Here is a 13,667-nt window from a genome sequence, read left to right as displayed (position 1 = left end):
TCCCCACACGCGGTCAGAGCTCGCGGTCGCGCTTCGGCAGGGTGAGCTTGAACTCGGTGCCCTCGCCCTCTTCGGAGGTGAACTCCATCGTCCCGCCGTGACCCTGGACGATGATGTCTCGGCTGATCGAGAGCCCCAGCCCGGTTCCTTCTCCGGGGGGCTTGGTGGTGAAGAAGGGGCTGAAGATGCTGCCCCTCACCGCCGCGGGGATGCCGCCGCCGTTGTCCCGGATGAGGATCTCGAAGCGATCGCCCAGATCCCGGGTCCTCACTCCCAGCACCGGCAGGAAGCCGCTCCCCAGCGCGCGCTTTCTGCGCTCGAGCGCGTAGAGCGCGTTGTTGGCGAGGTTCAAGATGACTCGCCCCAGATCCTCGGGCGTGACGGCCGCGCTCCCGAGCGCCTCATCCCAGTGGAGTTCGATCGTGGCCGCCAGCGCCGCATCCACCCCCTTGGCCCGATGGCCCACCACGGCGAGGTTGACGTACTCGTGCACGAGCTTGTTGATGTCGACCACCTGGGGGCTCCCCGGCCCATTCCGTGCGTGCTCCAGCATGGCGCGGACGATCTGATCCACCCGCTTGCCGTGCTCGGAGATCTTCGCCGCGGTCACCTCCAGGTGTTGGAGCAGCTGGTCGACAGTCTCTGCGCCCGCTCCCCCCTGAGGAGGCCGCTGAAGGTGGAGGGCCTGACGGAGCTCGGCGGTGAGCTCCACCGCGGACTCGGCGAAGTTGTTCACGAAGTTGAGCGGGTTCTTGATCTCGTGGGCGATCCCCGAGGTCAGGCTGCCCAGTGAGGCGAGCTTCTCCTGCAGGATGAGCTGCTTCTGGGTCTCTTGCAGGCGCTGGAGCGCGTTGGTCAGCTCCTGCGTTCGCTCCTTCACGCGCGTGTCGAGCGTGTCGTAGAGCTTGGCGTTCTCGAGCGAGATGGCGGCCTGCGCGGCGAGCAGCTCCAGGATCTTGCAGCGCTCCGGGGTGAAGGCGTTCGCCAGCAGATCATTCTCCAGGTAGAGGATGCCCGCGCGCTTCTTGTGGTGGAGGATGGGCATGCAGAGGATGGACCGGGGGCGGTGCGCCGCCACGTAGGCATCCGACTGGAGGATCTCCGCGGTGGAGGCGTCGCCGAGCACCACCACCTCTTGCGTGCGGCCCACGTAACGCATGATCGCGTGCGAGAACTCGACCGGGAGCTGCTCCAGGCTCTCGTGCAGGGAGACGGTCTCCACCTCGTTCTTCGGCGAGCTCTGGGCGACGGCGATCAGGGGCCGCTCGCCCTCCAGCATGAGCAGGCCCCAGCGGGCCCCCGCGTTCTCCACCACGAGCCGCACCAGCTTCTTGAGCAGCTCGGCGAGCACCACCTCGCCGGAGATCGCTTGCGAGGCCTTGAGCACACTCACCAGATCGAGCGCATCCGAGGAGCGGGTCTCCTGGGTGGTCGTCACGTTCTCCGCCGAGAGCGGCGCGAGCATTCCTCCGCCGGTGGAGCTCGTCAGCATGCGCAGCTCCGGGAAGGCCCGGTCCATCGCGCGGACCTTCGCCTCGGCGCCCCAGAGGTGATAGGCGTGGCGCGCCTTGGCCCTGAAGAGCCGTGAGACTTCGTGCTCCTCACGCTCGCTCAGGAACGAGGCGAACAGCTCCGTCGCGAGCGCCTCGTCGTTGCGGTACTCGTGCTTCCGGGCGTCAGCCATCGCCCGGTAGTAGGCCGCTCGAGCCTGCTCCGCCTCTCCGAGCACGCGGTGCCGCTCCGCTTCGAGCAGGGCCTGCTTCGCCGCGTAGTTCATGGGCGCACGCGCGGCCCAGGCCTTCATCTTCTCCAGGGATTCGTCCACGCGCCGCAGCGCGCGCTCACGCTCCTCGGGCGGCAGGGTGCCGTAGAGCGCCAGGCGCGCCAGGGCGCTGAAGAAGTGGAAGCTGGGGATCTGAATGGTGGACACGTGCGTGTCCAGAGCGGACTCGGCCTGGGCGGCGCAGGCGAGCGCCTCCGCGGGCTGCCCGAACAGGACGCACAGCTGGAGCTTGTAGAGGAAGAAGATCGCCAGGCCGACGGCGGCTTCCCTTCCCCGGCTGCGAGGCAACATGTGCTCTTCGTCGAAGGCCGAGCCGACAAGGCGGCACGGGTTCTCGGAGGCTCCTCTCAAGTTCTGCACCGTCTGTTGGACGAGCCGCGTCGTGTAGAGGGCGTTCTTCTGCTTGAACTGCGCCATGACTGGGAGCCAGCCCTCGGCTCTGCGGTCGACCTCTTCGAGCTGCTGTCCCATGAAGAAGGCGTGGATCACCCGCTGGAGCGCCCCCCAGCCCGCGAACTCGAGGTCCCCCGTCTCCAGCCCCATCCGGTAGACATCCTGGAAGCCCTCGAAGCTCGCGCGCACGTGCTCCGTCCAAGGCCGGATGGACATGTTCCAGAGGTGGTGGGTGCGTGAGACGTATTCCCGGGCCTCGTGGCGCTCGAGGACCCGCAGCGCCAGCTTGCCGAACGCGTAGGCGGAGTCCAGGTCCCCCAGGACTCCCACGAGGACGACGCCATGCGAGGCATAGATGTACGCGAGAGCCCCCGTGCTGCCGTACCTCGTCGCGAGCACGATTCCGCGGAGCACGATGATCGGGAAGAGCGTGGGATTGGCCAGGTACGCGGTCGAGGCGACGATCGCGAGGGTGCGCGCCGCCGCGAGCATCAAGGGATCCGTCATCGTGGGCAGCTCAATGAGCTCCTCGATGCGGCGATCGCGCATGGCCTCCTGGGCCTCGGCGATCGCGGTGCTCAGATCCGCGGGCGTCGGCTGCGCGGGGAACTCGACGCCGAGCAGCGCCAGGATCTCGAGGGCTGTCAGGATCGAATCCTTGAGCCGGTTCTGCATGGCCAGCGCCTGGATCTTCACCTCGTAGACCCGGGCCCGATCGAGCGGACCGCGGGCTTGCGCCAGCACCTCGGCGGCGTAGCGATCCATCCACACGAAGTCCGTGCTCAGGAAGCTCGCCTCCACTGCCTGGGTGTGGAGCTGGAGGGTGAGCTCGTAGCGGCGCTTCCAGGGCTCCTCGCCCAGCAGCGCGAGGCCTGCTTCGAGGTACTCCCGAGCGGCGACGTGGGCGGCGGCTGCTTGGGCCTTGCGTGCGGCGGCGAGGTTGAGCTCGGCCAGATCGTCCCGCTCGGACTGGCTGTCGAGCAGCTCCGCTCCCAGGTTGAGGTGCTTGGCGATGGTGAAGAGCTCCTCGCCTTGCTCCGCGGGGGTGAGGCCCGAGCGCATCAGGCGGCCGATCCGAAGGTGGACCTCGCGCTGATAGCGCTCGGGGATCAGCTCATAGGCGGCCTGCTGCACGCGATCGTGCAGGAAGCGGTAGGTGACCCTGTGGCTCGAGGCAGGGGAGGGGCTCGGAGTCCCGGCCGCGGTGACGAAGTCCGAGGCGGCCGAGCGATCCTCGATGAACTTGTAGCCGTCCCCCAGGGGGAGGATCAGCCCCTCGCGGAGCCCCGCCCAGAGAGAGTCCGCCGTCTCCTGCTGGGGCCTGGCATTCACGATGGCGAGCGTCTTCAGATCGAAGCTGTTGCCGATACAGGCCGCGAGCCGGAGGACCCGCTGTGCGTCCTCCGGGAGCTTCTGGATCTTCGTGGCCATCAACGTGACGACGTTGTCCGTCATGGGCGTCTGGACGATCCACTCCAGGTCCCACGTCCAGCCGCCGGACGGAGCGTCGAAGCGGAGCATCCCCGCCTCATGCAGCGAGAGCAGGAACTGCCCCAGGAAGAAGGGGTTGCCCTCCGTCTTGCGGAGGCAGACGTCCGCGAGCGGCTCGACGCTCTCGGGGCTGCGGCCCAGCGCGTCCGCCAGGAACTGGAGGCAGTGCTCGCGCCCCAGCGGCCCGAGGTTCAAGGTGCGGACAGGGGTCCCGGCCCTGCGGATCTCCTCCAGCATGGGAAGGAGCAGGGGGGCCGTGTGCACCTCGTTGTCACGGCAGGCGCCGATCAGCAGCAGGTGCTTCGTGTCCGGGTGGGTCATGAGCCGCCTGAGCAGCGCGAGCGATGACAGGTCCGCCCACTGCAGATCATCCAGGAACACCACGAGCGGATGCTCGCGCCCCGTGAAGGCCCGGACAAAGCCCTCGAACGAGAGCATGAAGCGGTTCTGGGCCTCTGTCGGCGGCAGGCTCGGCGCCTTCGGCTGGGGCCCGATGATGAACTCGACCTCCGGCATCACGTCGATCAGCGCCGAGGCATTCGGCCCGAGCGTGGCCACGAGCCGCTCCTTCCACATCGCGAGCCGCTCCGCGGGCTCCGTGAGCAGCTGACGGATGAGCTCCTGGAACGCCTGGATGAGGAAGTGGAGGGGGATGCTCCGGTTGAACTGGTCGAACTTCCCGGAGATGAAGTACCCCCTGCGCTTGACGATCGGCTTGTGCACCTCGTGCACGAGCGCGCTCTTGCCGATGCCCGAGTAGCCCGCCACCAGCACCACCTCCGCGGTGCCCTCGGCGACCCGGTCGAACGTCTCGAGCAGCTCCTCGAGCTGCTGCTCGCGCCCGTAGAGCTTCTGCGGGAGCTGCAGGCGCTCGGGGATGTCCCCACGCCCGAGCTCGAAGGGCGTGACGCTGCCGGTGGCCCGCACCTCCTCGAGGCACCGCCGCAGATCCGCGGCCAGCGCGAAGGCACTCTGGTAGCGATCCTCCGCCCGCTTCGACAGCAGCCGCAGCACGATGTCGGAGACGACGGCGGGGATCTCCGGCACCCGCTCGCGCGGTGGCACGGGGACGCGCGCGATGTGGCAGTGCACCAGCTCCATCGGATCGACCGACGTGAAGGGCAGCTGCCCGGTGAGCAGCTCGTACAGCGTGACGCCCAGGGAGTAGAAGTCCGTCCGATAGTCGATGGCCCGGTTCATGCGGCCGGTCGCCTCGGGCGACATGTAGGGCAGGGTTCCCTCGACCACGTTCGGGGTGAAGACGGCGGGAGTCTCGCGCGACAGCTCCGTCGAGATGCCGAAGTCGATCAGCTTGAGCTCGTCGGTGTCCGGGTTCCAGACGATGTTGGAGGGGTTGAGATCCTTGTGGATGATGTGCTGACGGTGGAGGTGCCCCAGGATGTCCGCGAGCCGGATCGCGATGCTCAGGACGTGGGGGAGCTCCAGGCGCCGGGTGGAGGCGAGGCGGGCCAGCGACTCCGCTCCGAAGTCCTCGAGGATGAGCGCCACGCTGCTCCGGAAGCGCTCGAGGCCCAAGACTCGGATGATCCCCTCCGCCTCGATGCTTCGTGTCATTCGGTACTCGCGGTGGAGCCGAGCGATCTGCTCGGTGGTCGGGAACTCCGCGTTGATCACCTTCAGGATCACCGGCAGCCCATCGGCGGTCCGGACGGCTCGGCAGATGATGGACTTGGAGCTGGAGAAGAGCGTTTCCCTGATGGAATAGCCCGCGATTGGATGCATCCGGTTGACGTTCCCTGGGCGTGGACTGATCAGTCTGCCCAGGGTTCTATCACCGAGCCGCGCTAGAGCGTCTTCAGGTACTCGAGCAGCTGGCGCTTCTGCTCCTCGGGCAGGTGCGTCCCATACTCATGGCCGGCATTGGAGTTGCCCGTGCACTGGACGTTGAACCACTGAACGAAGCCTTCGCTCGGCGGAGTTTCGCACGCCTTCTGCTCGCTGGAGCACTTGCCGGCGCTGTCCGCGGAGGTGGAGTACCCCAGCGTGTCCGGGTCGTAGTCGCGCTGGCCGACCTGGAAGCAGGTGGGGCGCTGCCCGGCGGGCTGGAGCAGATCCCAGAGCGTGGGGACCGAGCCGTTGTGGAGGTAGGGCGCCGTCGCCCAGATGCTGTTCAGCGGCCGCGCCGCATACTTGTTCGTGGTCCTCCACACCGGGGAGGCGGGCTCCATGGCCTGGCGCTCTTCGGGGGAGAGCCCGGCATCCTCGAAGGCCTTATCCTCGAGCTTCGCCAGAACGCTGGCGAGCGCCTGGGAGTACGGCACCTCCGGGGAGGACGGATCGGGCTGGACCTTGGAATCGAAGGTCGTGGCGCGGTTCGGATCGGTCCCGATCACGTCGAGGGAGTAGAGCATGGTCTTGCCGGAACCGGGGACGTGGCACTCCGCGCAGTTCTCCTGGAAGACCTGGCGGCCGGCCTCGCTGCGCGCGGGGTCGATCTTGCCGAAGACGTCCTCCGGCCAGCGCGGCGCCTTCACCTGGGCGGCGAGCTTGTCCAGCGTGTCGATCTCCTTCGGGAGGAGCGTGGAGGAGCCCTTCTGTGGATCGTACGTCGCGCCCAGTCCCATGGCCTGGCCCATGTTCCGCTGCATGACGGAGTTGGTGTTGCCGTCGTAGTGGAGCCAGCTCTGCTCCGAGAAGCCCCACAGGAAGGGGTAGCTCACCGGCGCGGAGAGCGGGATCGCTTGCTTCAGTCCAAACAGCAGCGCACGCGCCCCATTGAAAGCGTCGAGCCGGCCCGGGCCCGCGGCGGTGGGCGAGTTCAGCTTCGTCAGGGGCGACAGGTACGTGAGGTGGCCCTCGAGGAACGCCACGGTCTCCTTGAAGGTGTCCACGTCATCCGCGCTCTTGAGGAGCAGCGTGGCCGGCGCCGGGAGCTGCAGCCCGCCCTGCTGCTCGATTTCGGCGTAGTGCTCCGTCTGGGCCTGCACGTACGCCTGGAGGCCGGCATCGTCCTGGGGCAGGCCCTCCTCGTCATAGAACCGCCGCAGCAGGTGGGCATCGCTCTCGCCCGGCTCGCGGTGGCCCTGCTGGTCGGCGAAGCGGATGAGGAAACCCTCCAGCTCCTCCGGCTTCATGAGCGTGTTCAGGATGGAGTGGAACAGCCCGGCGTAGAACGCGTTGAGGTTGAAGAGGCCCGGCGCGCCGTCCACACGCACGGAGGTCCCCTGGTAGTGGAACTCGTTCACGTGGCAGGCGGCGCAGTTGAAGCCCACCGAGTCGGAGATCACTCCCGGGAAGCGATGCTTCGACATGCCCACGGGGAGATGATCCGGGTCAGCAGGATCCTCCAACAGCCCGTAGCTCTGGGGCGAGGAGAGGAGCGTCTGGCCCTCTGGGGTGTGCAGCGCGCTGAGGACGGCCAGCGGGAGGAATTCGCTGCCCTCTGGCTCGTGGTAGAGGATCGCGAGCTCCGAAGGCGACAGGCCGCTGTCGATGTGGATCCAGGGTTGGTGGGAGGGTGGTGGTGGTGGGGGTGGCGGAGACTGAGGGCAGCCTGCGAGCAGGGCCGTCGCGAGCGCGGCGGCGAGCGATCGGGCGATGTGAGCGGAGCGGGGCATCGTCTTCTCCTGGGAGGCGGAGTGTTCACTGGCTTCATGGGAGTCAATACGCCTCATGACCCGCCGTGGGCTGTGAACGGATTCACACCGTGGCCGTGAACCCGGTTACTCCTGATGAGGCTGGCTCCGAGCGCCTCTTCTTTTTTGAGGCCCTGCCCGAAACTTTCGAGGGCCTGCCGTGTTGGCGGACACTGGAGGCTCCACCCCTGGAGGTCTATCCATGCGCTACCTGCTGCTCTGCTTGACTTGTCTCTGCGCCTTCCCCGCGCTCGCCGAGGTGGGCCGGGTGGCGCAGCTCGAGGGAGAGGCCACTCGCACGGCGGCGGGGGGCTCCGCCGAGGCGCTCCAGGAGGGCAGCGGTGTCGAGCTGGGGGATCTCATCGCCGTGCAACCGGGAGGCAACCTCGCCCTGCTCCTCACGGACGAGAGCACCCTGGTGCTCGCGGGCGGCTCCCAGCTCCGGATCGACGAGGCCTCCTTCTCGGGGCTGGAGCGCCAGAGCTTCTCGGCGCGGCTCATGCTCGGCACGGTGTGGGCCAAGGTGAAGAAGGCCATGGCCGGCTCCTCGGCGAAGTTCGACATCACCACCGAGCGCTCCGTGGCCGGCGTGCGAGGCACCACCTTCCAGGTGGAAGTGGCTGGCGAGGAGACCCACGTGGATGTGGAGGAGGGGCTCGTCGAGGTGCAGCACGATGGCAACGCCCCGGGCGAGGCACGGCAGGTGCACCAGGTGCGCGCCGGAGAGCGGCTGCGCCTGCTGCGCGCCCAGGTGCTCCGGGAGCGCTTCGTCGGTCCCCAGGGGCGCTTCGAGCGCTTCATCCACGCCCACCGGGAGCGGATGGAGAAGCTGCGCCGCGAGCCCCCGGAGAAGCGCCTGGAGCGCCGGGAGGAGCTGCGCGAGCGGATGCGGCAGCGGCGCAACCTCCGGTAAGCCTCGCGGACGCAGGGAGGAGCCACAGGTGTCAGCGCTGCTACGAATCGCCCGAAAGCGGTTGACCTCTCAGCGCTCCTTTCCGAGCATGGGGCTGGGCCGGATAATTTGGGGGAAACATCCATGAGTCCTTCGTATCGTTGGGCCAACGCACGCGACGTGCGTAGGCCGATGCCGTTGGCCGTCGCCCTGTTCGTACTCCTGGCGCAGGTGACCGCATGCCAGCCGGCTCCAGAGCCCGAGACGGGCGGCACCAACCCGGATCAGCCAACCGGCACCCCGCAGGTGCAGACCGCCCCCTACTCCCTCACGGCCTCCGCTCGGGACCCTGGTACTGGGCCGGAGCTGCCGCCGGGGAACGACGCGTTTCTGGGAGTGCTCACCAACCACTCCGCGCTGGGGGCACTGACCTTCCGTTACGACGCTTACGTGGTCACGGCGCTGGAGACCGGCAGGGTGCGCGTCCAGTCTGACGTGCTCGAAGCCAACCCGAATGGCTATCAGTATGGCTACGCGTATCCGCTCGACATGATGCCCATCAGCAGGGATGGCGCCATCCTCTATGCACTACCAACCTCTAGCGTGCAAAACGCGCTCGAGACCGGGACGGCGGTCTACGTGTTCGACAGCGTCGAGGCGGGGCATCAGTACATCCTTGAGTACAAGACGTTCGAGAGTTTTACGCCGCTCACGTATCGCCTCACGCTGCCTTCCTCGCTGAAAGTGGAAGGCCAGATCTATGCGCCGCCGCAACCGGTTCCCGTCCCCGTCACCAGCGAGGGCCTCATCACGCTGGAGAACCCGCGCCCGGACGCGTTGAGCCGCTTTGTGCCCACGATGAACGCTCGGGTGAGTGGCAACTAAGCTCTGGGCGGAGGCGTGAGCCGGCGGCCTGTCGGATACACACCGACACTCGTCAACCGGCAGGCGAGACAGCGTTGACAAGGGGGCGGCGGCCACGCAGTTTGCGCGCCTCGCCCCACCGAGGAGCCCATGTCCGACGCCTCCGAGTCCTTCCACGGCCACGCCCACTTCGCCGCGCCCCCCGCCGGAGTCTCCGTCCGCCATGACTGGACGCTGCCCGAGGTGCGCGCGCTGTACGAGCTGCCGCTGCTGGAGCTGATCCACAAGGCGCAGACGGTGCACCGCGCGGTGTTCCAGGACAACAAGGTGCAGCTGTGCTCGCTGCTGTCCATCAAGACGGGCGGCTGCCCCGAGGACTGCTCGTACTGCCCGCAGGCGGCGCGCTACAAGACGGGCGTCAAGGCCGAGAAGCTGATGGCGGTGCAGGAGGTGCTGGAGGCAGCCTCCAAGGCCCGCGCCGCCGGAGCCACCCGCTTCTGCATGGGCGCCGCCTGGCGCGAGGTGAAGGACGGCCCCCAGTTCGACAGTGTCCTGGAGATGGTGAAGGGCGTGCGCAAGCTGGGCATGGAGGCGTGCGCCACGCTGGGCATGCTCACCGACAGCCAGGCCCGGCGCCTGCGCGAGGCGGGCCTGTCCGCGTACAATCACAACCTGGACACCTCGGCCGAGCACTACGGCGACATCATCTCCACGCGCACCTACGAGGACCGGCTCAATACGCTGGAGCGCGTGCGGCAGGCGGGCATCTCGGTGTGCTCGGGCGGCATCATCGGCCTGGGCGAGTCCGTGGAGGACCGCTGCGAGCTGCTGCTCACGCTGGCCAACCAGGAGGTCCACCCCGAGTCGGTGCCCATCAACGCGCTCGTCGCCGTCGAGGGCACGCCGCTGGCGAACCAGAAGCGCGTGGAGACGGTGGAGATGGTGCGCACGATTGCCACCGCGCGCCTGCTCATGCCGCTGTCCATGGTGCGCCTGTCGGCGGGCCGCCAGCAAATGAACGAGGAGGCGCAGCTGCTGTGCATGCTCGCGGGCGCCAACTCGCTCTTCTTCGGCGAGAAGCTGCTGACCACGGGCAACCCCGAGTTCTCCCAGGACATGGCGCTGCTCGAGAAGGCCGGCATCAAGCCGCTCGAGCCGGACCTGTCGCGCTAGGCGTATGAGCGGAGCAGGAGAGGGGATTGCCACGGCGTGGGCCCGGGAGGACCTGGAGTCCCTCTCCGCACGGGGCCTGCGCCGCTTCCTGGAGCCGCTGGAGCCCGCCCAGGGCGCCGTGGTGCGCGTGGGCGGCGAGACGTTCATCAACTTCTCGTCCAACGACTACCTGGGGCTGGCCTCGTCAACCACTCTGCGAGCCGCGGCCCAGGCGGCCCTGGAACTTCACGGGCTGGGCACCGGCGCCAGCCGCGTCGTGGTGGGAGACACCCCCGCGCACCATCGCCTGGAGGAGCGGCTCGCCGCTTTCGAGCGGGCCGAGGCTGTGCTCCTGTTCAACACGGGCTTCGCGGCCAATACCGGGATCATCCCCGCGCTGGTGGGCTCCGGAGACGCCGTGTTCTCCGATGCGCTCAACCACGCCTCGCTGGTGGACGGCTGCCGGCTGTCGCGGGCGCGCGTGGTCGTCTATCCGCACGCGGATGCCGAGGCGCTCGCGAAGGCCCTGGCGGAGACGCCCGCGCGCCGCAAGCTCGTGGTGACGGACACGGTGTTCTCCATGGACGGGGACCTCGCTCCATTGCGAGAGCTCCTCGTCGCATGCCGGGAGCACGGCGCCGCGCTGATGGTGGACGAGGCCCACGCTACCGGAGTGCTCGGGGCCCGAGGCGCGGGGCTGTGTGAGGAGCTGGGAATCGAGGCGGAGGTGGACCTGCGCGTGGGCACGCTGAGCAAGGCGTTCGGGTGCCTGGGCGGCTACGTGGCCACCTCTCGGGCCGTGGTGGAGCTGCTCCTCAACCGGGCGCGGCCCTTCGTGTTCTCCACCTCGCTGCCCGCGGCCTTGTGTGCCGCCGCCGAGGCCGCCGTGGACATGGTGGAGCGAGACGCCGCCCTGCGAGAGCGGCTGTGGCGCAACATCCGCCGCTTCGCCAAGGGCCTGCGCGCGCTGGGAGTCCCCGCCGAGCCGCGCTGCGCCATCTTCCCCGTCATCCTCGGCGAGCCGGACCAGGCCATGGACGCCGCGCGCCGTTGCCGGGAGCGCGGCCTGCTGGTCAAGGCCATCCGCCCGCCCACCGTTCCCGAGGGCACCAGCCGCCTGCGCTTCTGCCTCTCCGCGGCCCACACCGAGGGCCATATCGATCTTGCGCTGGAGGTGCTGCGCCAGCTCGGAGTGCACCGTGGCGGATAGAACCCCGGAGTCCCTCCCCGCGGATCCATTCGCGGAGAGCGAGGACAAGCCGTTCCAGATCTTCGTTACCGGCACGGACACCGGAGTGGGCAAGACCCAGGCCTCGTGCGCCCTGCTGTCCCTGCTCGCGGACGAGGGGCTGCGGCCCCAGGGCTTCAAGCCCTACGAGAGCGGGTGCAAGCCGCTGTCCGCTCCCGCCGACACGCTCGCCATGCGCGCGGCGGCCCGGAGCGAGCTGCCCGTGGACGTGCTCTGCCCCCATCGCTTCCGAGCGCCGCTGGCTCCCGGGGTGGCCGCGCGCAGGCTCGGCAAGGAGCCGGACTGGAACACCACGCTCGCCGCCTGGGAGCGCCTGCGGCACGGCCCGGTGGTGGTCGAGGGCGCCGGTGGGCTCTTCGTGCCGATCGACTCCCGGCGCGACATCATCGATCTGATCGCCGCGCTGCAGCTCCCGGTGTTGCTGGTGGCTCGAGCGGGGCTGGGCACGCTGAACCATACAGCCCTGTCGCTGCGGGCCCTGGCGGAGCGCGGGCTGACGGTGCGCGCCGTGCTGCTGAGCCGGAGCACTCCCGCCCGGGATCCCTCCGAGCGCGACAACCGCCTGCTGCTGGAAGAGCGTCATGGGCTTCGGGTGCTCGGTCCAGTTCCTTTCCTGCGCGATCCACGCCGCCGCCACGCCGCGTTCCGCGCCGCGCTGCGCCCCCTTCTCCCACATCGCGCCCAAGGCCGATAAATCGGCCTCCGCGGCGTTCGGAGTGCTACAGGCCGCGCAAGTTTTCGGGTGTTCCGGCCGCGAAATGGACGCGTGTTTTGATCTGCGCGAGAACCCCGATCGCGAATGGCGGACATCATCGACCTCACGCTCCTGGCAGACGTCAGGCGCTACTTCCAGAAGCTCCTCGACACGCGCGGCCTCGCCTACTTCCTCAAGAAGGAGGGGCACCGGCTCTTTCAGATCGAGCCCGCCAAGGTGGAGCTCGTCATTCGGACCGCGCTGCGCACGCGCCCTGAGGGGCAGCCTCGGCCGCCAGAGCAGGCGGTGGAGCATTGCCGCACGGAGATCCGCCGCGAGCTGATCCGCCGCGTCGCCAGCGCGATGCTGCAGACGGGGCTGTGAGCGGCTTCTCCACGCGCAGCGACTTCCCTCGGGCGTGGAATCCGCTGGCGAAGGCCCTGGCGGAACTCCGGGCCCGAGGCGAGCCCCTGGTGGATCTCACCGAGTCCAACCCCACCCGAGTGGGGCTGCCGCAGCCAGATCCACGTCTGCTCTCCACGCCGGAGGCCTTCACCTACGCGCCCGAGCCCTTGGGGCTGCGCTTCGCACGCGAGGCCGTCGCCGCGCACCTCGGCTCCCGCGGCGCGAGCGTCTCGCCCGAGCACCTGATCCTCTCGGCGAGCACCAGCGAGTCCTACGCGTGGCTCTTCAAGCTGCTGTGCGAGCCCGGGGACAACGTGCTCGTCCCGGCGCCCAGCTACCCGCTCTTCGAGTACCTCACGCGCCTGGAGGGCGTGGAGGTCCGCCCCTACCGCCTGCCGCGCGTGCACGGCTTCGGGCTGGACGTGGAGGAGGTGGCTGCCGCTCGGGATGCGCGCAGCCGCGCGGTGCTCGTGGTCAACCCGGGCAACCCCACAGGCCACTACCTCCACGAGGGCGAGCTGGCCGCGCTGGCATCGCTGTGTGCGGACACGGGGCTGGCGCTCGTCTCGGACGAAGTGTTCTCCGACTTTGCCTGGGACGCGGAGCCGGACCGGGTGGCCACGGTGGCGGGGCGCGAGCTGCCCATGCTCACGTTCTCACTCTCCGGGCTCTCCAAGGTCGCCGGGCTGCCGGGACTCAAGCTCGGCTGGACGCACGTGGGCGGCCCACCGGCGGCGAGGGACGAGGCGCTGGCGCGGCTCGAGTGGGTGGCGGACACCTTCCTCTCGGTGGGTACGCCGGTGCAGCAGGCGCTCCCCGGGCTCCTGGCGCACGCGCCGCGCTTCCAGGCCGCGCTCCTGGAGCGAGTGAAGGAGAACCGGCGGCGCCTGGTGGCCGCACGGCCCTCGGGAGCTTCGTGGGACGTGGTGCCCGGGCACGGCGGGTGGAGCGCGGTGCTGCGCATCCCCCGCGAGCCCGGCGAGGAGGCCACCTGCCTGGCTCTCCTCGACGCGGGCTTGGTAGTGCAGCCGGGCTACTTCTACGACTTCACGGGCGGCGCCTTCCTGGTGCTGTCGCTGCTGCCGCCCCCGGAGGTGTTCGAGTCCGCGCTCGGCCCGCTCGTGCGCGTGCTCGAGGGGTAGCCGCCG

9 protein-coding genes are annotated in these 13,667 nt (G+C 69.0%); 7 read left to right on the top strand and 2 right to left on the bottom strand.

Annotation, left to right across the window (positions count from 1 at the left end; genetic code table 11):
* Positions 1-13 precede the first annotated feature (13 nt).
* Positions 14-5,410 carry an AAA family ATPase gene (locus tag ACJ8AT_RS25170; RefSeq protein WP_407740391.1) on the bottom strand — a complete coding sequence of 1,799 codons (5,397 nt, stop codon included), beginning with the start codon at positions 5,408-5,410 and terminating at the stop codon, positions 14-16.
* Between the two features lie 62 nt (positions 5,411-5,472).
* Positions 5,473-7,245: a di-heme-cytochrome C peroxidase gene (locus ACJ8AT_RS25165; protein WP_407740390.1), complete on the bottom strand. Its 1,773-nt coding sequence runs from the start codon at positions 7,243-7,245 to the stop codon at positions 5,473-5,475.
* Positions 7,246-7,465: 220 nt separating this feature from the next.
* Between ACJ8AT_RS25165 and ACJ8AT_RS25160 the strand changes: the two genes are divergently transcribed.
* The 7 genes from ACJ8AT_RS25160 (at position 7,466) to ACJ8AT_RS25130 (ending at position 13,661) form a co-directional block, all read left to right on the top strand.
* Positions 7,466-8,176: a FecR domain-containing protein gene (locus ACJ8AT_RS25160; protein ID WP_407740389.1), complete on the top strand. Its 711-nt coding sequence runs from the start codon at positions 7,466-7,468 to the stop codon at positions 8,174-8,176.
* Positions 8,177-8,347: 171 nt separating this feature from the next.
* Complete coding sequence (locus ACJ8AT_RS25155) at positions 8,348-9,040, top strand: hypothetical protein (RefSeq protein WP_407740429.1); 693 nt, start codon at positions 8,348-8,350, stop codon at positions 9,038-9,040.
* A gap of 129 nt (positions 9,041-9,169) precedes the next feature.
* A complete protein-coding gene (gene bioB, locus ACJ8AT_RS25150) occupies positions 9,170-10,192 on the top strand; it encodes a biotin synthase BioB (RefSeq protein WP_407740388.1) in 1,023 nt (340 codons plus the stop codon).
* Positions 10,193-10,196: 4 nt separating this feature from the next.
* Positions 10,197-11,381, top strand: coding sequence for an 8-amino-7-oxononanoate synthase (bioF, locus tag ACJ8AT_RS25145; protein ID WP_407740387.1), 1,185 nt, complete (start codon positions 10,197-10,199; stop codon positions 11,379-11,381).
* Positions 11,371-12,114, top strand: coding sequence for a dethiobiotin synthase (bioD, locus tag ACJ8AT_RS25140; RefSeq protein WP_407740386.1), 744 nt, complete (start codon positions 11,371-11,373; stop codon positions 12,112-12,114). Before bioF ends, bioD begins: the two co-directional genes overlap by 11 nt.
* Before the next feature lie 105 nt (positions 12,115-12,219).
* Positions 12,220-12,498 (top strand): hypothetical protein, encoded by a 279-nt coding sequence (locus ACJ8AT_RS25135; RefSeq protein ID WP_407740385.1) that lies wholly within the window; start codon positions 12,220-12,222, stop codon positions 12,496-12,498.
* Positions 12,495-13,661 carry a pyridoxal phosphate-dependent aminotransferase gene (locus ACJ8AT_RS25130; protein ID WP_407740384.1) on the top strand — a complete coding sequence of 389 codons (1,167 nt, stop codon included), beginning with the start codon at positions 12,495-12,497 and terminating at the stop codon, positions 13,659-13,661. The genes ACJ8AT_RS25135 and ACJ8AT_RS25130 overlap by 4 nt, the downstream gene beginning before the upstream one ends.
* Positions 13,662-13,667: the final 6 nt, after the last annotated feature.

Source organism: Hyalangium sp., from assembly GCF_045802625.1.
GTDB lineage: Bacteria > Myxococcota > Myxococcia > Myxococcales > Myxococcaceae > Hyalangium.
The sequence above is the reverse complement of the archived record's forward strand: the minus strand, read 5'-3'. Positions and strand labels throughout refer to the sequence as shown.

Excerpts from the sequence above, each read along its gene's own strand:
- ACJ8AT_RS25170 (WP_407740391.1), bottom strand. The coding sequence starts at position 5,410 with ATGCATCCAATCGCGGGCTATTCCATCAGGGAAACGCTCTTCTCCAGC.
- ACJ8AT_RS25165 (WP_407740390.1), bottom strand. The coding sequence starts at position 7,245 with ATGCCCCGCTCCGCTCACATCGCCCGATCGCTCGCCGCCGCGCTCGCG.
- ACJ8AT_RS25160 (WP_407740389.1), top strand. The coding sequence starts at position 7,466 with ATGCGCTACCTGCTGCTCTGCTTGACTTGTCTCTGCGCCTTCCCCGCG.
- ACJ8AT_RS25155 (WP_407740429.1), top strand. The coding sequence starts at position 8,348 with ATGCCGTTGGCCGTCGCCCTGTTCGTACTCCTGGCGCAGGTGACCGCA.
- bioB (WP_407740388.1), top strand. The coding sequence starts at position 9,170 with ATGTCCGACGCCTCCGAGTCCTTCCACGGCCACGCCCACTTCGCCGCG.
- bioF (WP_407740387.1), top strand. The coding sequence starts at position 10,197 with ATGAGCGGAGCAGGAGAGGGGATTGCCACGGCGTGGGCCCGGGAGGAC.
- ACJ8AT_RS25135 (WP_407740385.1), top strand. The coding sequence starts at position 12,220 with ATGGCGGACATCATCGACCTCACGCTCCTGGCAGACGTCAGGCGCTAC.